The following is a 23,485-nucleotide window of genomic DNA, read 5'->3' as shown; positions in this document are numbered from 1 at the left end:
TATCACTCACGTCAGCTTGAAATGCGTATGGGCGTTAACGGCGGCAAGGGTCTTAACTACAGATCACCCTGTATCGACAAGGCAACTATAAGCAACGGCAAGATCACCTGCAACGGTTCACAGAATGGTGTGAGCCAGATCGATAACCTCAACGCATACGAGACTGTACAGGCTGAAACAATGTCCAACCAGTCCAAGAACATAAGCATAAGCGGTGTAGGCAACACAACTGTCAAGGCTAAGAAGGGCGACTGGATCAAGGTCAGCGGCGTTGACCTCAGCAACGGCGTATCTTCTATCACAGTCAAGGGCAGCGGCAACGCAGTAGTTAAGTTCTGTGTAGGCTCTGCAACAGGTACCTGCATCGGTTACGGCGAGCTCAACGGCAGCGAGAACGTACTCGCAGCTGCAGAGAACAACGTAACAGGCGTTAAGGATATCTACATGGTATTCAGCGGCGACTGCGAATTCGATTACTGGAAGCTCGCATAATCATAATTCCTTTTGATGTTGATCTGTGCGGTGCATCTGCACAACGCGCCGCACAGATTGATATAATCTAAAAACTGAATTGTAAGGGACAAATCAGAACAGGAAAACCGTACTTGAGCAGTACGGCTTTCTTGTTTTTGCAGGCTTGTTACCTCGCCTTACGGACATCATACAACCATAAAAATACAACACTGCGGGCGAACACTGTTCGCCCCTACAAAAAAGGAGTACCTCGCGGTACTCCTTTTGTTATACATCAAATATATCATCATAGCTGACGTTCAGCAGCTTTTTCAGCAGGATTATCTCATCGGGGTAAAGGTGGCGCTGTCCTACTTCTATCTTTGCAAGGGCGCTCCGAGTAATGTCGCAGCCGTTGACCTGCAGCCGCGCCGAGAGCTGTTCCTGCGTGATATCGGCTTTCTCACGAAGCCGCCTGATATTCGCTCCTACTGCCTTTTCCACCTCTTTATTCATAGTGCACAAATCCTCCGTTAAAATTTCTGCACTAAAATAAGTGCAAACCTGTTGATTTTATTATATCCATATGTTATAATAAAATTGCACCTAAATAGGTGCAAAATATGTAAAACCACCATTAAGGAGGATATGAATATGGCAAACAGAATAAGAAGATGCTCAACTAAAAAAGAATTAGAGCAGTTAGTCGACGACTACGTAACACAGGGGTACAAGATACAGTCGCAGGGCGAAAATAATGCTTTAGTCGTAAAAGAAAAGAAGAAAGATCATGTTAAAGTTGCTCTTTTGACTGTATGGTGGACTTGCGGCATTGGAAATCTTATCTATGCATTAATGCCTGCAAAAATTGAAGATGAAGTCATGATAAAAATCGAAAATTCCTAAAGGGAAAGTCGGCTGAGCCTTATGGTTCAGCCGATTTTCGTTTATAATACATAATATTAGCAACACTCGCGGACGCCCAAAGGGCGCCCCTACAATGTGTCATTTGCACCAACGGGACGTCGGAGACGCCGTCCCCTACAAACCATACATTACGGAGATTCGGGCGCACACTGTGCGCCCCTACACTAAGCACTAATCACTAACAACTAATCACTGAAAAAGGAGCAGCAAAAGCTGCTCCTTTTTCATAATATAAAGCAGATAAGCCCCGAACAGCCCTCGTTTATCACACGTTCCAACGTCTCCTGAAGCTTCATTCGCGCGTCCACAGGCATCTTGAACAGCTTGCTGTGAAGCCCCTCATTCACCAGCTCGTGGAGAGACTTCCCGAAAATGTTGCTCTCCCATATCTTCTTGGGATCGTCGTCAAAGCCGTCCAGCAAGTACATCACAAGCTCCTCGGACTGGCGCTCCGTGCCGACGATAGGACTGATAGTGGTATTGATGTTGGCTTTCATCAGGTGTATGGACGGTGCGGAAGCCTTGAGCTTTACGCCGTATTTGCCGCCCTGACGGATTATTTTCGGCTCCTCAAGGGACATTTCCTCCAGCTCGGGCATTACGATACCATAGCCCGTAGCTTCCACCTCCGCAAGGGCAGGCTCGATACGCTTGTACTTGCGGCGTATATCGTTGAGCTCCGACAGCAGGGGCATGAGGTCGCTTTCGCTCTCGATCTCGATACCTGTAGTTTCACCGAGAATACGGTAGAAAAGGCTGTTGTCAAGTTCAGCGGTTATGGTGACAGCTCCCTTGCCCAGGTCGATACCGCTTATCTCCGCCTTGACAACATCGGGACACTCGGCAATCGCGGAAGCCGCGTCCTCAGCCTCTCTGACGAGCTTTATATCCTTTGCCGCACTGCGTATACAGTCCAGTATCTCGGATTTCAGCCAGTGTCCCTTGCCAAGCGTGTTTATCCACCGCGCCGTGCGGATATTTATTTCCTTTATGGGGAAGGAGAAAAGTATCTCACGCATGATGCCGCGTATATCGTTTTCGTCAAGTTCAAGGCAGTTCACGGGAACTACCTTCGCGTCGTAGCGCTCCGTGAGACGTGCCGCAAGAGCCTTTGCGTCCGCGGAGTTCGGGTCAACGGTATTGAGTATGACCACAAAGGGCTTGCCGAGCTCTTTCAGCTCCCGGATAACTCTCTCCTCACATTCCTCGTACTCCTCACGGGGGATATCAGTCACAGAGCCGTCTGTAGTGATGACGAGCCCGATAGTGGAATGATCGGTGATGACCTTCTGTGTGCCTATCTCAGCCGCCATATTGAAGGGTATCTCCTCATCGAACCATGAGGTCATCACCATACGGGGCTGCTCGTTCTCGATATAGCCGAGAGAGCTGGGAACTATATATCCCACGCAGTCAATGAGACGCACATTGAAGGCTGCGCTGTCCCCGAGGTCGATACGGACAGCTTCCTCGGGTATGAACTTCGGCTCGGTAGTCATAATGGTCTTTCCCGCAGCAGACTGAGGCAGCTCGTCGAGTGCCCGTTCCCTCTTGAATTCGCTGCTTATATTGGGTATCACCAGCGACTCCATGAACCTCTTGATAAAGGTGGATTTTCCCGTCCGTACAGGTCCGACAACGCCTATGTAGATATCGCCGCCTGTACGTTCAGCGATATCGCTGTATATATCTTTAGCCATAATTTTCTCCTTTTTTCAGAACTAAGATCTAAGAACCAATATCTGCAAACCAAGATTTCTTAGCTCTTAGTTCTAAGTTCTTAGCTCTAATATTTCAAGATACTATCGGTATCAGCAGCATACCGCCGCTTTCAAGCCTCTCACCCGTCAGCTCGTTTTCTTCCATTACTGCGGAAACACTTGTGCTGTAGCGCTTTGCAATATCCCATACGCTCTCGTTTTCAGTGCCGAAATACAGCTTTATTGCGTAATCGCCGTCCCTCTCCTTCCGTGAGCTGTCATCGACAGATATATCCGTCACGGCTTTAATGGAGTCCGAGCTGTACACGGACAGCTTAACAGCCAAGTCCGCCTTTGCCGTAAGGACTCCCTCAGCGGAGATATCGTATGAGGTCTCCCTGACCCTGACCTCGGCAGTCACCTCAGAGCTGCCGATATTATCGGGAAGTCCGATAGTTTCCTCAAAGGCTTCCTCGCGGTCGGGCATTATCATGCTCCCCGTTCTGTCCTTTGCTGCCATGGAGTATACGAGCATACCGCTGATAACTACCGAATGTCCGTCGTCGCCTATATGGGCGTTGATATTCTTCGGCTCGCTCCACATGGCGTATATATTCTGCGGAACATCCTCACCGCCTGCAAGACGGGCGCTGTTACGGAAGCTCTCATCGTATATCACTGGTATCTGCTCGGCTTTTATCTCCGATATTTCAGCATTGCAGGGGTACACTGTCGAAAAAGCGTCCTCGGCTATCAGCACCGTAGCCGTCCGCACAGCCCTGCATGATATCCTCAGCTCAGCCTCACAACGCAGGACACGGTTATCACCGTCCCTGCCGCCTATTACACTTATATCGCAGCTCACCACCTCGGGAGCTACCGTGCAGTCGAAGCTGTCATCAAGACCGTCAACGTCTATTATCTGACTGTAACCCAGTGAAAAGCTCATGGGCTCCACGGTCATGGTATCGCCGCTGCCTCCTGCGTAGAGGAGCTCAACCTCGGCTTCGCCCTTTGCAAGCAGCTTGCCTGATATGAGCTTTGTCTCGCAGCCCGACGCACTGCATCTGCAGCTTATGATGCCCGAAATATCTGGCTGAGCCGCCGTGAGCTCTATCTCCTCCTCGATATGCACGTTTTTTACTGCATTGAGCCTCTGTGCGGCATACTTCACGGGTACCTTCTTAAGCTGTATATTCAGCCCCTCGGCATCGGATATGACCTCCTGCTGATGCTGTCCCGCAACGCTTATCTTTACGGAAACAGCTCCCCGCAGATCAATGCGGCGCTTGTTGACAGCTCGGAAGTTCACATGACCTGTCTTTGCAGATATCCTCACCTCGGGCGACTCAACGCTTTTTCCCAGCTCGGCAGTTCGTGTGAAGCTCCGCTGCTGATCGACGGACTGCACCGTGCTCCCGTCCTCGCCGCAGTAGAGGATATGTATATCGCACCTGAGCTCATACGTGAGCTTATCGCCGCTCACTGCCCATTCAGTGATAACGGGTAAAGCCTCGCAGCGCACAAGGCGGAAAATGTCGGGACAGTAATCGGGGAGAATATAATCAAGCTCGACGGGCTGTTCCTGCAAGCCGTCATAGATCATCTCCGCAGCAGGAACTGTCTCTTTCGTAAGTTTCAGATCCATAAAGGTCGACCTCCTCAAAGATTGGTTTATGTAATCATATTCAGAAAAATAATTATTTAGAACGAGCAGCTTAACAACCGTTTATGATAAAATTCATTACAAATTTACAAAGTCAGGTATAGACAAAATAGACAAAATATGCTATAATAATTGTGAACTACATAAAAAAGCAGCATTGTATTTATGGACTGCTTTTATTCTGCCCCAAAAACAGGGGCAAGAAAGGATAATATATGCTTCACGAGAAATCATGCGGCGCGATTGTCTACAGGAAATACCATGGCAATACGGAAATTCTGCTGATAAAGCATATCAACAGCGGTCACTGGTCCTTTCCGAAAGGTCACGTAGAAAAGGGCGAGACCGAAATTGAGACTGCTCGTCGTGAGATAATGGAAGAGACCTCGATCGACGTAATTATTGACCCGACATTCAGAGAAACAGTGACATACTCACCGAAAAAGGACACCGTAAAGGTGGTCGTTTACTTCCTTGCAAAAGCAAAAAATGTTGATTTTTCGCCGCAGGAGGGAGAGATAGCGGAGATACGCTGGGTGGATATATCCTATGCGTGCAATATCCTGTCCTATGAGAACGACCGCACTATTGTTGCCAAGGCAAAGGCAGCTATCAAGGAAAATCATTAAAAAAGGAGACCCTAATGGTCTCCTTTTTTATCTGTAGGGGACGGCGTCCCCTACGTCCCATTATTTAGCGTCCCTTAATCACGCATTATGCATTATAGTGTGACAGGCAGTCCGTTTATCTCGATAGTCGGGTCGTCAATGTCTATAAGCAGGCAGCGTCTGCCGTCAACAACGCTGGTACGCACCTTATCCGCCGCCGAGGGCTTGATGTTCACGGTTATTCCCGGAGCTGCAAGGACTGTCTTTGTCTCCACAAGATTTGCCGCCGTAAGAGGAGCTGTTCCGCATACCTTTTCGTATACGGGCTCTACCATATTCACACGCTCCTCGGGAAGTCCCACATCAACGAGGATATCCTTGAGCTTTGCATTGTCGATGACAACTCTGTCCGTATCGTCCTTGTTGTCCTCAACTACCTCCTGTATCTTCTCATTTACGGTCTTTATGAGCATATAGTCAAGATCGTCGCCCACAACATTCTTAAGTATGCTCTGGAAGCTGTTCTTTTCGCTCTCTGCCGACATAACGAAACTGCAGCCCAGCACATTCTCAACTACCGAAACATTTGGAGATTTCACATTCTTCGTGTAGTACATAACATGGTTTATATCGGAGCTCCTGTTGCTGAAAACAGGGTAAAGGAAGCCGTCTGAGGGAGCCTTGCTTATGATGAGCTCGGTATTTACCTTCTTTGTTATCTCGTTGCCAACGCTGTCAAAGATAAATCCGTCCTTGCTGGTGTTCACAGGGCATATGGCCGTAAGGAGATAGCGGTATATCTCGTCCTCTCCCTCTGCAAACTCGTCGTTCTTGTCCTTTTTGCGGATAGTGTATGTACAGTAAGAGGTTATCACCGCAAAAGGACCTGTATATGCTATATTGTTTGCGATATGGTTGAGGAACTCCTCGCAGGCGATATCGTCCTTAAGCTCTGAGGTTAGGAGAGTATAGAGTATATTCTGCGGCTGTCCCTCATCGTAGGCTTCATTTGGGAACTCATACTCCACAAAAGCCTTGCCCACATTGGTATTGAGAACCTTTTTCAGTGTCTCGTCGTATACGTCATGCTCCTCGGCAGGCATGGTAAGGCATGAGCTCACATTGTGGTAGCGCAGGTTCTTTTCCGCGTCGATAAAGGCTGTGAGTACTCTCTCCATAATGAAAAAGCCGCTCTTATCGGAGAAGTTCTTTTTTATTTCAGCTGTTTCCTTTTTATTCATTGTTATCGTCCTTTCATGCGTAAAATGGAGCTGCCGCACTCATGCGCCGCAGCTCCGTATGATCATCTTACTGTAATGCTTCCGCCCTGTAAATGCTCGAACGTGTACTTCTCATAGGAGAGATCATCGTCAGCATTCCTGAACATATCCGTATCCATGAAGAAGTAGCCGAGGTCGTATACTGTTCCCGGCTTTGCATCGTCGGGGATCTTGAAGTAAAATGTGGCTATATCGCCGTCAGTACCTGTTGTATCCCAGAATAAGGCCGTAAAGAACAGTGAACGGTTATGATTTCTTATTAGCTCCTCGTCAAGGTTATCCTGCCATTCCATAGCAACAAAGCCCGAATTCTTCTTTATTGCCGCACCCGGCTCGTACTTTGCATCCCTTGTCTCCTCGTCTTCGAGCTGACAAACGAGAACGTCTGGGAAGGTTATATGGATACCGCAGTTGTTCCACTTGTCCTCGGTTCCCGATACCGATACCGTAACGGCAGCTATTTCTCCCGGTCTTGCGGTAACGTCAGCTATTTTTATCACAGGGCCGCTTTCTATCTCGGGAACATCTGCGAACTTGAGCCTCATGAGCTCCATGCTCTCTGTAATTTCGCCGCTGACCGTGGCTGTGTTGTTGCCGCTGTTTTCGTCATTTGCTGTATTTTCGCCGGCAGCTGTAGCCGCAGTGGTCTTTTCTTTCTCTGTTTTGGAAGATGAATTATCGGAAAGACATCCTGTCATAGATGATGCAATGACCGCTGCAAGCAGTACTGCTGAAAACTTAAGCTTCATTTTCTGTATTCTCCTTTCTGCCCTCAACGGCAAAAGCGCCGTCCCTGACAGATATAACTATTTTATTTATGCTCGATGCCTTTTCAATAATGATATCGGCGATGCTGTCTTCTATCTCCTGACGGATAACGCGGCGGATATCTCTTGCGCCGTAGGACTTGCCGAAAGCCTTTTCCGCAATAAGCTCAAGAGCTTCCCTTGTATACTCAAGGGATATGTTCTTTTCCGCAAGAGGCTCTTTCATCTCGTCGAGAGTAAGAGCTGCGATATCGGCATAGTTCTCCTTGTTGAGGTCTCTGAATACAACTATCTCGTCGATACGGCTGATGAACTCGGGACGGAGGAAATCCCTCAGACCCTTCATTGCCTTTTCGCGTGTTATCTCGTTCTCTGTACGGTTGAAGCCAACACCTATGCTCTTGTCAGTCGAGCCTGCGTTGGAGGTCATGCATATGATAGTGTTCGCAAAGTTTACCGTTCTTCCGTGAGCGTCGTCCACCTTGCCCTCGTCAAGTATCTGCATGAGTATATTCATTACGTCAGGGTGAGCCTTTTCGATCTCGTCGAAAAGTATTACCGAATAAGGCTTGCGGCGTACCTTTTCCGTAAGCTGTCCCGCCTCGTCATAGCCGACATAGCCGGGAGGCGAACCTATCATTCGCGCTACCGAGTGCTTTTCCATATACTCCGTCATATCAAGTCTGATAAGCGGATCGGGAGAATCAAAGAGCTCCTCCGCAAGTACCTTTACGAGCTCCGTCTTGCCGACACCCGTAGGTCCTACGAATATGAATGAAGCAGGTCTGCGGCGCTTGCTGAGCTGTACTCTTGTGCGCTTTATAGCCTTTGTAAGGACGCTTACAGCCTCCTCCTGACCCACTACCCTCTTTTTCAGGGCTTCGTCCAGCCTTGCGATCTTGAGGAATTCGTTCTCCGCTATCTTGCTTGCGGGGATACCTGTCCAGCGCTCTACGACCTTGGTAATGTCGGACTCCTCAACATTGACATTCTCTGCCTTTTTCTTCAGCTCCTCCTCGTCCTCGCGAAGGTGTATGAGCTTGCCCTTGACCTCTGCAAGAGCCTTGTAGTCTATTTCTTCCTGTTCGGAGATGGAGGCTTCCATCTCCTCCATTACCTTTATTTCCTTTTTAAGCTTCTCGTAATCACCTATCTCGGGTGAACGTATGGAAGCGTATGCACAGCTCTCATCAAGGAGATCTATGGCTTTATCGGGCAGGAAACGGTCTGTGATGTATCTCTCGGAGAGCACAGCGCAGACTCTTACAAGGTAATCGGATATGTGTACCCTGTGGAAATCCTCGTAGTACTGCTTTATACCCACAAGGACACTGACTGTATCCTCGATAGTGGGCTCGTTTACGGTAACGGGCTGGAAACGTCTTTCAAGGGCAGAGTCCTTTTCGATGTACTTTCTGTACTCGCCGAAGGTAGTCGCGCCTATTACCTGTACCTCGCCTCTCGAAAGGGCGGGCTTAAGGATATTTGCAGCGTTCATTGAGCCCTCGGAGTCTCCTGCGCCCACAAGGTTATGCACCTCGTCGATGAAGAGTATGATATTGCCCTCGCGCTTTACCTCGTCAACAAGTCCTTTTACACGGCTCTCGAACTGTCCGCGGAACTGAGTACCCGCAACGAGAGCTGTAAGGTCGAGAAGATAGAGCTTCTTATCTGCAAGGTTGAAGGGAACATTTCCCTCGTTTATACGCAGAGCTATTCCCTCTGCGATAGCCGTCTTGCCTACGCCCGGTTCACCGATAAGGCAGGGATTGTTCTTTGTACGTCTTGAAAGTATCTGTATAACCCGGTCTATCTCCATATCTCTTCCGATGATACGGTCGAGCTTTCCGTCGGCAGCCTTCTGTGAAAGGTTGGTGCAGTAGCTTCCGAGGAACTTGGGCTCTTTCTGCTTTTTATCCTTGCTGCGTCCGAAGGGACTGCTCTTTCTGTCCTTGTTGTCCGAAAAACTGTCATCTTCTGATTTCTTGCCGCCGAAAAGGCTTCTCGGATCAAATCCGCCCTTCTCGCCGCCGTCGTTTTCTGAGTCACTGCCGCCGAACATATTTGTGATAAAATCGGGAAGCACGCCCGAGCCGCCCATTTCAAAGCTGTCTCCGTCGAGCATTCCGAGCATCTGATCCGAGAGCTGGTCGAGCTCCTCGTCGGTGATGCCGAGCTTATCCATATATTCCTTTATCTGCGGGATATTCTGCGCCCTCGCACATGAAAGGCAGAGTCCCTCATTTTTCTTTTCGCTGCCCTGAACAGAGGTGATGAACACCACCGCAGGTCTTTTTTTGCATTTACTGCACATTATCATCAGGCAGTTCCTCCTGTAGTTAATTATTACCGCTCATTCCCCGGATACGGGACAGGCGATATATTTATGCTTTACCATGTCTTGATAAAGTTATAGAAATATTTAAAGACATATGTCCTGTCAATAGCCTCATGGTTAAAGAACAGCATCTTGTCATTGCCTGTTATGACGTTTAGTCTTATAATAACGGCAATTGCAAGCACTATAGCCGCGGCCTTTCCGATACCGACTATTATTCTCAGTGATACCGTCATAAAGCCGTTTTCCGTATGGTCGTTCCTGCTAACGCTGACAGATACGGCAAGTAATATCAGCAGAAGCAGTACAAATGATATGATGTATATTATAAGTCTTACCAGCGTGGTGTAGGGCTGCTGTATATAATTCTTTACAAGGAATTCGGCAGCGGGACGCTTTGAGTCCTGATCGTCCATAAGCTTAAGGAACTGCCAGAATTTCTGCGGATCCTTTCTAATCTGCTCGGCAGCATATTCCGCCGCATACGGACTGAGCTTCCTGGATATGAAATTGCTTGCGGATACTGCATAGCAGTCATGCAGCTTTACAAGGAACGTATCCTCGTCATCAAGGTTCTTGCTGTTCATATGCCGGATATATTGGTATATTCCATGGTCGACGTCCTCTTCCTTGACATAGATCTTCTCAATCTTGTCACGGTTAACGGTTATATAATATCCCATGCTGTTGATCTGCGAGCAGAGCTCTGCCGCATAATCGTTTTCCGTCAGAGTAAAATTGAGCTTTTTCACATTGCTTCCGTACAATGTGTTGTCGGCTACCTTTCCCGCAATAGATGTGCACAGCATAAAGCTCAGGAAAACGGCAAAAATATAACCGACTATGGATGCCGAGGCTCTGAGGAGCCCCTTTCTGAGAGTAAAAAATACACATATAAGGACCACTGCAGCTACGATGACGTCGTAGAACCACCAAAACTGTTCTCCCATATGTTTCGCGCCGTTGCGGAATACCGCAGGCGCTGCCTCCTTTCGGGTAATTAATTGATCATTGATCAGAATCAGCTCTCATAATCTATACGATCTATTTTATTATATCCCTTCAGGAAAATATGATCATCACTGCGTACAAAGCCTGTGTATGAATCGCTTACGCCCGCAACGGAACGAAGCCCGCCGCTGAAATCATAAGCCATTATCTTTCCCTGGCACATTACGTACGCAAGATCTTCATATATGGTTACATCGATGGAAGGCTCCTCAAGCTCTATAACAAGAGCCTCGGCGTCAGCGCCGCTGAAAAGAGCCATAACATATTTTCTTCTGTCTTCGTTGTTAACTATTACTGCTGAATTTCCGTTCTCACTTGCGCCGCTGACGAATTCGCCGTCATATGAGTAATACGAGCTTATCTGACCGCTGCCGTCAACATATCCGCAGGCGTCCATTCCGAGTACGAATGCCCCGTTTTCGTAGCCGCAGACGCTGAGACCGAAAGTGTTCAATCCGGGGGATGTCCATTGTTCGTCTTTTTCACTGAAGCTGATCTTCTGAACTTTGGTAACGAGCTGGCCGTTCTCCGCTGAGATATAACTCAGCACACAGCCCTTGCTTCCGTCAATGAAGCTAAGGTCGCTGACCATTTCGATACACTGTCTTGTGTATATGACCTCACCCCTTTTGTCATATACGACCAGTTCACAGCTGTAATTTTCAGAAGTAGTTACTACTGCTGTATATCCTTCTTCGCTGAGTCTTGCAAAGAAGATCTGGTTTTTTGCGAAAGTCTTGGTATAGAAGACCTGATCCTCGTTTTCAACGCTGAGATCATTTCCGCCCTGTTCATAAAGCAGGGAACGTCCTCCCGAGGTACGCAGCACCGTATTCGTATATGTATGCTGACGCCTCTTTAAAAGTCCGCCGTCAGTATCATAGTAATAGGTGTACGTATCGCTGAGCAGTATCATCCTTTTGCCCGAAAGGCAAAGCTGATAATCCGCGCCGCCGCTGACCTCTATAGGGAAGTTTCCCTCTGCCAGCTGACCCGAGTTGACGATAGTCCTGTACTGTTCTCCTATGCCCCTTAATTTATTATACCACTTATCGCGAGTAAAATAAAGACCTACTCCGATAATTGCTGCCAGCAGTATGCAAATAAACTGCCGCTGTCGCTTTCGCCGCTTCATCCGATTTTTCTGATCGACGATATCTTCGGCGTCGTAAACCTTCGGCAAGCTGGCACCTCCTTTTTTGTTCTTGATCCTATGTCTCTTTCATAAGCTCTTCCTCGCTGTAGAACACGCGGTTCAGGTACAGTCCGTGAGCCATAGCCGTTCTGCCCGCCCTGAGGCGGTCCTTTGCGGCAAGTATATCAGGTATATCGTCGGGAGCTATCCTTTTTTCGCTTACGTCCATAAGAGTGCCTGCGATTATCCTAATCATATTATACAAAAAACCGTTGCCTTTTACAAGCATTATCACAGAATCTCCACTATTTTCTATTTTGAAAGAATAAATAGTCCTTACTGTGGTTGAAACATTTGTACAGTCAGCACAAAACGACGAAAAATCGTGAGTTCCCACCAGATAACCTGCTGCTTTCCGCGCAGCCTCAATGTCGAATTTTCTCCTGTAATGCAGCATAAGATCTGCCGCAAAGGGGTTTTTCGACTCGCTGCAGTGCATTTTATAGATATACTCCTTTCCCTTGCAGTCATATCTTGCATGAAAATCAAGGGGAGCATCCTCGCAGCTGAGAATGGATATATCATCGGGGAGCTCCCCATTCACGCCCCTGCAAAAGCCGAGACAGTTTATTTTGCTCTCGGTCTTAACATTGAAACAGAACATATTCGCGTGTACTCCCGTGTCTGTCCTTGAACAGCCGATCACCGTCACAGGCTCGTTGAGCACCTTCGAGAGCTTGCTCTCAAGCACCTCCTGCACCGTCAGGGCATTGCTCTGACGCTGAAAGCCGTGATACCTTGTGCCTCTGTAGGCTGCTGTTACTTTAAGGTTCCGCATCTCCCGCCCCCTTTTCAGCCGTATCCCTGCCGTCGTAAAGAACTATCTCAGAGTCCTCGACTCTGCCGATATGGTCCTCGGGTCTCGGGATACCGAACTGGTCGTATATGGCAGCTCCCTGCCTGTAGGTCGAAGCCGCGTCATCATCCGCAGCTTCACGCTGCAATGCTGCCGCCTGCTCTCTTCTCAGCAGTCTGCGCTTTCTTTCGGCAAGTACGAAAAATATCACAAGCGCCGCGCTGAGAAATGTTATTGTAACCCCAAGAGCAAAGCCCTCGGGAGTATACTCTATCCTGATATTATGCTCACCGCTGTCCACCTTTACGCCGAGCATTGCCTGCAATACCTTGAAGGTCTCGGCTCTTTCGCCGTCGATATACACTTTCCAGCCCTTTTCGTAGGGTATCGACAGATAGAGCACTCCGTCCTTCTTTGCATTGACCCTGCCTTTTATCTTTCGGTCGCTGAATTCGGTTATATCAAGCTGCTCGTCGGCAAGCTCGCTGTAGAACTCCTCAAAGCGTTCCTTTTTAACAGAATATACCATGAGCTTGAAGTTTCCCGACTTGTGCTTCTCACTGGAGGTTATTTTTACAGTGGATTCGTCTCCTGCCTGTCCGTTGCCCATGGGGAATACAATAGGGTAGCTTTCGATGAGCTTTCCCGAGTCGATGGTATCCTCGCCGCACTTTATCTCAAGGTGGTCGCAGGTACCGCCCGAACCGTTGGCGTAGCCGTAGATATAGCTGCCGTCGATGCAATCGTAGGTATATGTGACGCTTCCCGTTGCCTCCTCCGTATTGTTCTGGAAGGTATAGTTGCCGTAGCCGTTCTTGGATACGTCAAGGCCGTCGTACTCTGCAAGAGCCACGGGCTGCGGCACGAAGAACTCACCGTCCATGCCTGTAAGGCAGCGGACAAGGCTGTTCTGATACTCAAAGGGATTTGCCGAATTGCTGTCCTCCATATTGAGCACTTCATCGCTAACCATAAAGCCGAGAGACAGCGGATAGCGGTTTTTGTAAAGCGTTGAGCTTCCCGAGGTGTGAATGTCCTCGAACACCCAGTCCTCGGAATTGAGCACTCCGCCCTTTTTGACAAGGTATTTTATGCCGAAAATGGAATTCACAACAGGCGTTGATGTTCTGTAGTAGTAACGGTTTCCCGCCTCTGAGGCGTAAAGCCCCAGTCTCTTGCACAATGTGGTCACAGATACGTTTGCCGCCGATGAGAACTGTGAAAGTCCGTAGTAGCCGTACAGCGCACTGTCATTGAGAGTATATGTCTGTGTCATTTCCGTCCTGTAGAACGGCGACTTGTCATTTTTCCTCTCGTAGCCGAGAAGAGCCTCGACCTCGTCATAGGTGGCAGGATAATCGCTGTAGCTTGTGGTATCCACTGTCTGGACGCCTATCTGTGCATTGCTTATGAACTCGCTGAACATTGCCGCCGCAAGCACAAAGGTCATCATGATGTTCCTTATCCTCTGGCTTTTGAACGGGAACATCTTCGCCGCCACGAATATCAGCCAGAACGCTCCCGCAATGATAGCCGAGCTCTTTATGGCGCCCTCGAATTTATAGTCAACGCCCTGAGATATTTTATACAGCACAAAGACAGCCGAAGGCGCAATGAGCATGAGTACAAGATGATATATCTTTACGCCCCGTTTCAGTATGACGTCATAGGCTCTGAACGCTGCCGCAGCAAGCACAAAGCTGAATATGAACGCGAAACGGTAGGGTATCTGATTGGTGAAATGGAAGCCGTGCCATATGTAATTGAGGATGTTCATATTACAGCTCACGGCTATGACGCCAAGCATTATCACAGCGGCTATCTTTTCCCTTATCTTTATGCCGAATGCGAAGATGAACACTCCGAAGAGCATCACCGCCAGCATTCCGCAGGCAAAGTTGGGAAGTCCGTCCACCTTCGTGGGCTCGTTATACGAGAGCAGATTTCCGAATATCTTCTTCCAGTCCTCATAGAAGGATATTTCCTTCGGCATGGTGTTGTTTACGCTGTAGGTCAGTTTCAGACCGAAATATGCAGGAAGCAGCATGAAAGCTCCCAGACCTATTCCGAGCGCCGATGAACGTATCATCAGCAGAAGCTTTCTGAACCAGTCCTTTATGCCCCTGCATTCGATTATGCCTGCCGCCGCAAACATAAGTATGGAGAATAAGCAGGTGAAATAGCCGATATAATAATTGGCGATCAGCGAAAGCGCCAGTGAAAAGGTGAATACCTTCCACCTGCCCTCGCGGCACAGCATCACTATGCCGAGCATTGCCAGCGGGAACAGCGCCACTGTATCGAACCACATTACGTTCCAGTAATACCCAAGAGTATAGCTGCAAAGGGCATATGCCACGGAGAACATACATAAGGAGAAATCCCTGCGCCTGTAGGTATATCTCAGGAAGGTGCTGAAAAACGCTCCCGCAAAGCCTATCTTTGCCGCAAGTATGAATGTGAGCGCGTCCCTTTCTCCGCCGTTTCCGAAGAATACCGACAGCCAGTTCAGCGGACTTGCCGCATAGTAGGATATCAGCGACAGGAAGTTGGTGCCCAGTCCGTTTTCCCATGAATACAGGAACGAGCCGCCGCTTACCAGCTTCTCGTGGACTACCCTGAAAAAGGGGTAGTACTGATGCCACAGATCGACTACGAGTATCTGTCTGTTTCCAAAGGGGTGTACCCCGAACATACCGAATGCGTAAAGCATTACGGAAAACGGGATAAGAAACGAAAGTATAAAGTACAGCACACCCTTTTCGTACATTATACGGTAAAATTTGCCTTTTCTGAACCGCTCCAGCTTAAGTCGCGCAGCGGCCCGTCTTTCTTCTTTGTTCATTGTTTTCCTCTCTGTGATCCGCTCAGATGATCCTGCCAAGTACGATAACTCCCACAAGGAAAAGTACCGTCACGGCAAGAGCTATATAGTCTCTCGGAGCGGACTTGAGCTGTCTCAGTCTTGTTCTTCCCTCTCCGCCGTGATAGCAGCGGCACTCCATAGCTGTTGCCAGCTCGTCCGCACGTCTGAATGCGGATATGAACAGCGGGACAAGTATGGATATGAGGTTCTTTGCTCTCACTGCGAAGCTTCCTGTATCTATTTCAGCTCCGCGGGCTTTCTGTGCGGACATTATCTTGTCGGTCTCCTCAATGAGCGTAGGTATGAATCTGAGTGCTATGGACATCATCATCGCAAGCTCATGCACGGGAAACTTTATTTTCTTCAGCGGCGAGAGCAGCCGCTCTATAGCGTCCGTAAGGGTTATAGGTGAAGTTGTGTATGTCAGGAGAGATGTTCCCATAATGAGGAGTACTATCCTTATGACCATGAATACGCTGGTGTTAAGTCCGTCCTCGGTTATCCTGAGGAATTTCCACTTCCACAGCACCTCTCCGCTGCTCATGAGCAGAAGATTGAGGACCGCCGTGATCACAAGGAACGGGAGAAGCGGCTTTACGCTCTTCCAGAACATCTTAACGGGTATGCGGGAAAGCAGTATAGCGCCGAAGGTGTATACGGCTCCCACAATAAGGCACACGTAATTGCCGCCCGAAAACAGCATAACTATGTAAATAAGCGTGATAACTATCTTGAATCTCGGGTCGAGCCTGTGTATGATACTGTTCCCGGGGAAGAACTGTCCGATGGTGATATCTCTCAGCATTCAGAGCACCTTCCTTTCGTTCAGGTGTTTCAGCAGAAGATCGCGCGCGTATCCCACCGTGAATACTTCCTTGCCGAAATCGAGGCCTCTGCGCCTGAGCTCTCCGAAGACCTTTGTGATCTGCGGTACGTCAAGACCTATCTCCGATATCTCATCGGCTCTTGCGAAAACATTTACCGTTTCGTCGCAGCAGAAGAGCTTCGCCCTGCTCATTACAAGTATCTTGTCCGCAAATGATGCTATATCCTCCATACTGTGCGAAACGATGAGTATGGTATTCTTTGTGCGCTCATGATAGCGCCTGATGTGTTCGAGTATCTTGTCTCTGCCCGCAGGATCAAGACCTGCGGTGGGCTCGTCGAGTATGAGCACTCTCGGCTCCATAGCCATAACGCCCGCAATGGCAACGCGGCGCTTCTGACCGCCCGAGAGCTCAAAGGGGGAGCGTTCGAGCAGCTCCTCGGAAAGTCCGATATCATGGGCTGTTTCAAGGACGCGGCGCTTTATCTCGGCTTCATCGAGGCCCATATTCTTCGGGCCGAAGGCGATGTCCTTGAAAACCGTCTCCTCGAATATCTGGTATTCGGGATACTGGAAAACAAGTCCCACCTTGAAGCGGACGTCACGTATTTTGTCCTTATCCTCCCATATATCCTTTCCGTCAAGGAGCACCTTTCCCGACGTAGGCTTCAGAAGTCCGTTGAAGTGCTGTATGAGCGTGGACTTTCCAGAGCCTGTATGTCCCATAACGCCTATCATTTCGCCCTCATCTATCTTAAGGCTCACATGGTCTACAGCAGTTTTTTCAAAAGGCGTTCCTATGCTGTATGTGTATGTAAGTTCCTGTGTTTCAAGGATAGCCAATTCTATTCTCCTTTACTTATCTGCATCGTCAGACCTGTCGGTCTGCGAACAGCTTTTCTATTGCCGCAGCACATTCCTCCTCAGAGATTATCTCGGGAGATATGTCGCAGCCTGCCTTTCTCAGCTCCCATGCCAGCTCTGTCACCTGCGGGACGTCAAGCCCTATGGCTTTCAGCTTTTCCACCTGTGAGAATACCTTCTCGGGAGCATCGTCGAGGACTACCATTCCCTTGTCCATGACCACAACGCGGTCACAGTCCGCAGCCTCGTCCATATAGTGTGTGATAAGCACTATGGTTATGCCCTGCTCGCGGTTCATGCGGTGTATGGTGGCAAGAACTTCCTTTCGTCCCTGCGGGTCGAGCATCGCAGTAGGCTCGTCGAGTATGATACACTTGGGCTGCATGGCGATTATGCCTGCAATAGCCACACGCTGCTTCTGTCCGCCCGAGAGCTGACTTGGCGAGTGCAGCCTGTACTCGTACATTCCCACGGCTTTGAGGCTCTCGTCAACACGCCTGCGCATCTCCTCATAGGGCACACCGAGGTTTTCGAGGGCAAATGCCACGTCCTCCTCGACTATAGACGAAACTATCTGATTATCGGGGTTCTGGAATACCATTCCCGCTCTCTGACGGAGCTCGAAGAGCTTTCCATCGTCCTTTGTGTCTATGCCGTCCACCGTTACCGTTCCCTCTGTCGGGAGCAGTATAGCGTTCAGGTGCTTTGCAAGGGTGGATTTTCCGCAGCCGTTGTGCCCCAGCACCGCTACGAACTCACCCTGCTTTATGTCAAGGTCTATGCCTTTGAGTACCTCGACGGGCTTCTTTTCCTCGTCGTCGGACTCATAAGAAAAGTGCAGACCTTTTATTTCGATTATATTTTCCATATTTATCCCTGTTCTTCAGCAAAAGTCACTGTTGAGCATATCTTCAGCGCTTCCTCCTGTGATCTTGCACTGACCATGAGCGTATACTCAGTATTGCTGTCAGTGTTTTTTTCATATTCTATCCTTATTTATTGTTATTTACGGACGACCAATGGTCGTCCCTACAAGTTTTCATTTCACGGGCGGAGGAACGCCGCCCCTACAAGCTAAAGGCTAACGGCTAAGGGCTATTTCTGCCAGATGGCGGTAGAACCGCATGGAAGCGTCATTCCCGTTGACTTTACGGGGAGCCCTATCTCGTCAAAGCTCACATTGCCGCCGAATTTATCCGTGAGGACAGTCCCCAGTATATATCCCATTACCGAGGGAGAAAGTCCCGTGGTATAGCTGTTTATCAGGAAGAACAGCGGATCGTCGGAGAGAACTCCCGAGCAGAGCTTCACAAGGTCGTAAACGCAGTTCTCAAGCTTCCATACCTCGCCCCCCGGACCTCTGCCGTAGCTTGGAGGATCCATTATCACGGCGTCGTACTTTCGTCCGCGGCGTATCTCACGGGCGATGAATTTCTCGCAGTCGTCCACTATCCAGCGTATGGGCTTATCGGAAAGTCCCGAAGCCGCCGCGTTGTCTCTCGCCCACTGCACCATGCCCTTTGAGGCGTCAACATGACACACAGAAGCACCTGCCGCCGCACAGGCAAGAGTTGCTCCGCCCGTGTAGGCAAACAGGTTCAGTACATTTATTTCCCTGCCTGCACTGCGTATCTTATCCGCCATGAAGTCCCAGTTGACAGCCTGCTCTGGGAAAAGCCCCGTATGCTTGAAACCTGTGGGACGGATATTGAAGGTAAGATCGCCGTAGCTGATATTCCATGACTCGGGGAGCCTTTTGCGGAACTCCCATTTGCCGCCGCCCTGATTTGAACGGTGATAGTGACCGTCCGCATTCTTCCACAGAGGGTCTGTGCGCTCGGTCTTCCATATTATCTGCGGATCGGGGCGCACAAGACTGATATTGCCCCATGTTTCCAGTTTTTCTCCGTCAGACGTATCTATTATCCTGTAATCCTTCCAGTTGTTTGCTGTTCTCAAAATAAATGCTCCTTATATTTTATCGGCACTCATTCGTCTGCCGCACATTTTTCCTTTATATGCTGCGCTATATCAACAGCCATATCGTTTATCCTGCCGAAGTCATTGCCCTCGGCCATTATGCGTATTATTGGTTCTTTTCCGCTTTCGCGCACCATTATCCTGCCGTCCTCACCGAGCTCCTTTTCAAAGCTCTCGATAAGCTCCGTTATGCTCTTCTCGTTTTTCCAGAGCTCCTTGAACTTCGGCGAAATCTTGACATTGAGCTTGACCTGCGGATAAGCGGGGATATCCTCCGTGAGCTCGCTGAGTTTAAGTCCGCTGCGCTTCATGATACCCATGAGCCTTGCGCCTGCAAGCTGTCCGTCACCCGTTCCGCTGTCGCCCAGGAAAATGATATGTCCGTTGGGCTCACCGCCCAGCTTATAGCCGCCCTCCAGCATACGCTCAAGCACATACCGTGCTCCCGCGCCCGAGCTGACGAGCCTGATATCATTTTCAGCCGCATATTTCCGCAGTCCGAGACTGCTCATTGCGGTTATTACGGCAGTATCCTTGTCAAGGATACCCTGCTCCTTCATGCTGCGGGCAAATATGGCGAGCTGCCTGTCTCCGTCTATCATATTGCCCTTCTCGTCAACTGCTATGCAGCGGTCCGCGTCGCCGTCAAAGGCAAGTCCGCAGTCACATCTGTTTTTCAGCACACGTTCTATAAGACGGTTGATATGTGTACTTCCGCAGTCCTTGTTTATGTTGTTGCCGTCGGGCTTGTCAAACAATACCACAGTCTGAGCTCCGAGGGCGGTAAACAGCTTTTTCGCCGTATATGCCGCGCAGCCGTTGGCGCAGTCCACGGCGACCCTGAATCCGCTGAGGCTTATGCCGACAGCTTCCTTTACGTGCTCTATGTACTCATGCACAGCCGTTTTCTCGGAGTGTATGATGCGTCCCATATTCTCGTTGGAACAGGGCTTCATCTCCCCGGGAGCATAAAGCACGAGCCTTTCTATCTCGTCCTCGGCTTCCTCCATGACCTTGTGGCCTCTGCCGCAGAATATTTTAAGTCCGCTGAATTCGGCACTGTTATGGCTTCCCGATATCATAATGCCGCCGTCGGCTTCATGAGTGCTTATCAGATGCGTCACCGCAGGAGTGGGAACTATCCCTAAAAGCTCTGCGTCCGCACCGACTGAGCATATACCTGCACACACCGCAGCTTCAAGGGCGTCCGAGGAGCGCCTTGTATCCTTGCCGATGAGTATTTTCGTTTTTCCGCCCTTTTTCGCAAGCACTGTGGCAGCAGCTCTTCCCGTCTGCATTGCCAGCTCGCAGGTAAGGTCGGTCACCGCAATACCTCTCGGACCGTCAGTACCGAACAATTTTGCCATTGAAAATCTCCTTAGTTTCAGTTGAGAGTTGAGAATTGAGAGTTATGAGCTGCTCACATAAATCAAAATTTTGCTTTGCAAATTTTTGATTTGAGCTGTTAGCCATTAGCCGATAGCCCATTGTAGGGGCGGCGTTCCGCCGCCCGTGTCATAATTGATATTTGTTTTTTGCGGGCGGATGATATCCGCCCCTACAGCGAACAGGATCATAATAATTCTATAATCCGTCAGCGTAAGCCGACACAATTAATTACGCATTACAATTATGAATTACGAATTGAATTTATCCGAGCAGCACACTTCATAAAAGGGAATTTGATTTGACGCATAAAACTCTCTTCCTTCCTTCCTTCGTTCATTTTTAACAAAAGCATTCATTGCAATTTGTGCATAACAACGAAGGAAGGAAGGAAGGGAGGGGAATAATGTTCATCCACTTTCAACTCTCCGCTCTCAACTTATCCTGTATATCGCTATTATGCAGCGTTTACCCGCTATCTCGTCAGCGCTGCGGCATATCTCCGCAGTACACACGTTGTTGTAGCGGTTGTAGACCTTTATAACGCCTGCCTCCCTCACGCAGAATACAGTGTGAATCATGGAAAGGAAAGGGCGTCTCGTCCAGAAAGTTATGATAAATGCCTTTGCGTCATCGACGCTTCTTATGCGGGTATATCCTGCCCCGAAGTGTTCAAGGGCTTTTCCGAGCCTGAAGGCGTTGCAGCCGAAAAATCCCAAAAGCACGCGGAAGCGCTCCATATAGAAGGCGATATCCTTAAGCGGCTGAGGCTTCCCGAGATACACAAGGGCATTGTGTACCGCTATGACCTCGCAGCCGTTGAAGCTCATGGGGCATATACCGTATCTAAGCGCAGATACGCGGCCTTTTGCCTGTCCGTTTATCATCTTGCCGAATTCGGGCTGCTCGGCTCTCTCGCTGTTATGTCTGAGATTATATCTCCTTGAACCTTTTATCAGCATTTTCTACCTCTCTCCCTTTCGGGGAGCATCGTCAGAAGCTCATCTGTCCTTCATCGGCGGCCGCAGTCTGCTCGGGCGGCGCTATGCCGAGATGCTCGTAGGCAAGGCGCGTCGCGACTCTTCCGCGGGGAGTCCTTCCGAGAAATCCAAGCTGCATAAGGAAGGGCTCGCATATATCCTCAAGGGTAACGCTCTCCTCATTTATGGCGGAAGCAAGAGTTTCCAGTCCCACAGGTCCGCCGCCGTAGCCCTTTATTATCATTTCGAGCATACGTCTGTCAAGTCCGTCAAGTCCGAGTGCGTCGATATCAAGACGGCTGAGGGCTATGGAAGCTATCTCCTGCGTTATCTGACCGTTGCCCATAACATCGGCAAAGTCGCGGACTCTTTTCAGCAGGCGGTTGGCTATACGCGGCGTACCGCGGGCTCTGCCCGCTATCTCCGCAGCTCCGTCGGAGGTGCAGGGGATACCGAGTATCATTGAGCTTCTTCTCACGATGTCCGTGAGCTGTTCTTTTGTATATAGCTCAAGGCGCTGTATAACGCCGAAGCGGTCACGGAGCGGAGCGGAAAGCTGTCCTGCTCTCGTGGTAGCGCCTATGAGCGTGAACGGCTTCAGGTCCATGCGTATAGAACGTGCAGAAGGACCTTTGCCTATGATGATATCTATTACTCTGTCCTCAAGTGCGGGGTAGAGTATCTCCTCAACCGCACGGGAAAGCCTGTGAATCTCGTCAATGAAAAGCACATCATTGTCGGAAAGACTGGTCAGCAGCGATACGAGGTCGCCGGGCTTTTCAATGGCAGGACCTGTGGTAACGCGGAGATTAACTCCCAGCTCATGAGCTATTATCGACGAAAGGGTAGTCTTTCCGAGACCCGGAGGGCCGTACAGCAGCACATGGTCGAGAGGCTCGCTTCTGCGCTTTGCCGCCTCAATGTATATGGCGAGGTTTTCCTTCACCTTTTCCTGTCCGATATACTCATGGAGGGTCTGCGGCCGGAGACTGAGCTCCCCGTCGCTGTCCTCGGTGGTATTCTCGGGAGAGATTATCCTCGGAGCGAACTCCATATCCTCTGTCTGTATCAAATAAACACCTCTGAATTATTTCTCGAAAAATCTCTTTTTGCGGACATAGAAGGGCTCTACGGTCGCCGCAGCCTTCTTGCCCATATCCTGTTCATAGCTTATAAAGCACAGATGCTCGTTTGCCTTGACTATCTTTGACAGATACTTTGAGAGCGGCACGAAGAGCTTTCTCGTACTTCCCATCATATCCAGCACAAGGAGTATCTGCGGCTTTTCACAGCCCTTTATCATCTCCATGATGAAGGCTCTGTCAACATTGGGCTGCTTTGAAAGGAACTTGCTCGCAGCTCTCGTGATATGGCTGACTGAGTGCTCTACCGCGCGGTAGCTTATGATATCCGCTTCGTTGTATGAGATAGCCTTGATCTTGAGATTGCGGGCTATCATGAGTATGCTCTTTATCTCCTGCGACGAGAACTCCTTGCCGTAGGAATTGGGATTGAGTACTGCCGATACCGACTGTATAAGGTCGAAAAGTCTCAGGCAGTTTATCTTATAGCAGTCAACATATCTCTTTGCAAACTGCTGGAGCGCACGGTAGCTTGTGAAAAACGGTATGAATACCTCACCGTCGGGGTTCTGGGTGGTTATCAGTTCGAGCTGTACGCCGCCTTCGGCGCGGTCGCGCTCCTGCTTGACAGGGTTCTTGCATATAACGTAAACGTCGCTCTTTATCAGCGTCTGTAAGAACAGTGAACGCTGTGAGGGGTCTTTTATTGCCGCTTTCAGCAATTCGTCAAGATTCATCATAACAGTAACCTTCCTTGATA

At 49.4% G+C, this 23,485-nt stretch carries 21 protein-coding genes; 3 read left to right on the top strand and 18 right to left on the bottom strand.

Annotated features, from left to right (window positions below):
• The coding region (locus tag Q0R37_RS03835) for a carbohydrate-binding protein (protein ID WP_294751455.1) at window positions 1–492 on the top strand (492 nt) is incomplete at its 5' end.
• A gap of 249 nt (window positions 493–741) precedes the next feature.
• Here Q0R37_RS03835 and Q0R37_RS03830 read toward each other — a convergent pair.
• Entirely contained in the window at window positions 742–969 is a 228-nt protein-coding gene (locus tag Q0R37_RS03830; RefSeq protein ID WP_294751452.1) for a helix-turn-helix transcriptional regulator, read from the bottom strand.
• Window positions 970–1,107: 138 nt separating this feature from the next.
• On the opposite strand from Q0R37_RS03830, the gene Q0R37_RS03825 reads away from it, so the two are divergent.
• Window positions 1,108–1,359, top strand: a complete 252-nt coding sequence (locus Q0R37_RS03825; RefSeq protein ID WP_164172956.1) for a hypothetical protein — start codon at window positions 1,108–1,110, stop codon at window positions 1,357–1,359.
• A gap of 245 nt (window positions 1,360–1,604) precedes the next feature.
• Here the strand turns inward: Q0R37_RS03825 and spoIVA are convergent, their stop codons facing one another.
• Together spoIVA and Q0R37_RS03815 are read right to left on the bottom strand one after the other, a co-directional pair.
• Entirely contained in the window at window positions 1,605–3,080 is a 1,476-nt protein-coding gene (spoIVA, locus tag Q0R37_RS03820) for a stage IV sporulation protein A (protein WP_294751449.1), read from the bottom strand.
• Window positions 3,081–3,174: 94 nt separating this feature from the next.
• Entirely contained in the window at window positions 3,175–4,728 is a 1,554-nt protein-coding gene (locus Q0R37_RS03815; RefSeq protein WP_294751446.1) for an SPOCS domain-containing protein, read from the bottom strand.
• Between the two features lie 233 nt (window positions 4,729–4,961).
• Here Q0R37_RS03815 and Q0R37_RS03810 point away from each other — a divergent pair, with 233 nt between their 5' ends.
• A complete protein-coding gene (locus tag Q0R37_RS03810) occupies window positions 4,962–5,375 on the top strand; it encodes an NUDIX domain-containing protein (protein ID WP_294751443.1) in 414 nt (137 codons plus the stop codon).
• A 92-nt stretch (window positions 5,376–5,467) separates the two neighbouring features.
• Here Q0R37_RS03810 and Q0R37_RS03805 read toward each other — a convergent pair whose 3' ends face one another.
• From Q0R37_RS03805 to Q0R37_RS03735, 15 genes are all read right to left on the bottom strand, one after another.
• On the bottom strand, window positions 5,468–6,595 hold the full coding sequence (locus Q0R37_RS03805) for a DUF4317 domain-containing protein (protein WP_294751439.1): 1,128 nt from the start codon (window positions 6,593–6,595) through the stop codon (window positions 5,468–5,470).
• Between the two features lie 62 nt (window positions 6,596–6,657).
• Window positions 6,658–7,383, bottom strand: coding sequence for a hypothetical protein (locus Q0R37_RS03800; RefSeq protein WP_294751436.1), 726 nt, complete (start codon window positions 7,381–7,383; stop codon window positions 6,658–6,660).
• A complete protein-coding gene (locus Q0R37_RS03795) occupies window positions 7,373–9,721 on the bottom strand; it encodes an ATP-dependent Clp protease ATP-binding subunit (RefSeq protein ID WP_294751434.1) in 2,349 nt (782 codons plus the stop codon). The genes Q0R37_RS03800 and Q0R37_RS03795 overlap by 11 nt, the downstream gene beginning before the upstream one ends.
• 71 nt (window positions 9,722–9,792) lie before the next feature.
• Window positions 9,793–10,689, bottom strand: coding sequence for a hypothetical protein (locus Q0R37_RS03790; protein ID WP_294751433.1), 897 nt, complete (start codon window positions 10,687–10,689; stop codon window positions 9,793–9,795).
• 71 nt (window positions 10,690–10,760) lie between these two features.
• Entirely contained in the window at window positions 10,761–11,933 is a 1,173-nt protein-coding gene (locus tag Q0R37_RS03785) for a DUF5711 family protein (protein WP_294751430.1), read from the bottom strand.
• A gap of 28 nt (window positions 11,934–11,961) precedes the next feature.
• On the bottom strand, window positions 11,962–12,723 hold the full coding sequence (gene truA / locus Q0R37_RS03780; RefSeq protein WP_294751427.1) for a tRNA pseudouridine(38-40) synthase TruA: 762 nt from the start codon (window positions 12,721–12,723) through the stop codon (window positions 11,962–11,964).
• Entirely contained in the window at window positions 12,710–15,586 is a 2,877-nt protein-coding gene (locus tag Q0R37_RS03775) for a YfhO family protein (RefSeq protein ID WP_294751424.1), read from the bottom strand. Before Q0R37_RS03775 ends, truA begins: the two co-directional genes overlap by 14 nt.
• Before the next feature lie 22 nt (window positions 15,587–15,608).
• Window positions 15,609–16,412 carry an energy-coupling factor transporter transmembrane component T gene (locus Q0R37_RS03770; RefSeq protein WP_294751422.1) on the bottom strand — a complete coding sequence of 268 codons (804 nt, stop codon included), beginning with the start codon at window positions 16,410–16,412 and terminating at the stop codon, window positions 15,609–15,611.
• Window positions 16,413–17,276, bottom strand: coding sequence for an energy-coupling factor transporter ATPase (locus Q0R37_RS03765; protein WP_294751419.1), 864 nt, complete (start codon window positions 17,274–17,276; stop codon window positions 16,413–16,415).
• A 28-nt stretch (window positions 17,277–17,304) separates the two neighbouring features.
• Window positions 17,305–18,165, bottom strand: a complete 861-nt coding sequence (locus Q0R37_RS03760) for an energy-coupling factor transporter ATPase (RefSeq protein WP_294751416.1) — start codon at window positions 18,163–18,165, stop codon at window positions 17,305–17,307.
• Window positions 18,166–18,392: 227 nt separating this feature from the next.
• A complete protein-coding gene (locus Q0R37_RS03755) occupies window positions 18,393–19,256 on the bottom strand; it encodes a class I SAM-dependent methyltransferase (RefSeq protein ID WP_294751413.1) in 864 nt (287 codons plus the stop codon).
• A gap of 29 nt (window positions 19,257–19,285) precedes the next feature.
• Window positions 19,286–20,644, bottom strand: coding sequence for a phosphoglucosamine mutase (gene glmM, locus Q0R37_RS03750; RefSeq protein WP_294751411.1), 1,359 nt, complete (start codon window positions 20,642–20,644; stop codon window positions 19,286–19,288).
• Window positions 20,645–21,097: 453 nt separating this feature from the next.
• Complete coding sequence (locus Q0R37_RS03745) at window positions 21,098–21,625, bottom strand: hypothetical protein (protein ID WP_294751408.1); 528 nt, start codon at window positions 21,623–21,625, stop codon at window positions 21,098–21,100.
• A gap of 31 nt (window positions 21,626–21,656) precedes the next feature.
• Window positions 21,657–22,715 (bottom strand): Holliday junction branch migration DNA helicase RuvB, encoded by a 1,059-nt coding sequence (ruvB, locus tag Q0R37_RS03740; RefSeq protein ID WP_294751403.1) that lies wholly within the window; start codon window positions 22,713–22,715, stop codon window positions 21,657–21,659.
• Window positions 22,716–22,730: 15 nt separating this feature from the next.
• Window positions 22,731–23,465 (bottom strand): enhanced serine sensitivity protein SseB C-terminal domain-containing protein, encoded by a 735-nt coding sequence (locus Q0R37_RS03735; protein WP_294751400.1) that lies wholly within the window; start codon window positions 23,463–23,465, stop codon window positions 22,731–22,733.
• Between the last annotated feature and the right edge of the window lie 20 nt (window positions 23,466–23,485).

The sequence above is a fragment of the uncultured Ruminococcus sp. genome, assembly GCF_946415235.1.
Taxonomy (GTDB): Bacteria; Bacillota; Clostridia; order Oscillospirales; family Ruminococcaceae; genus Ruminococcus.
Note: the sequence above shows the minus strand (reverse complement) of the source record. Positions and strands in the feature narration are given on the sequence as shown.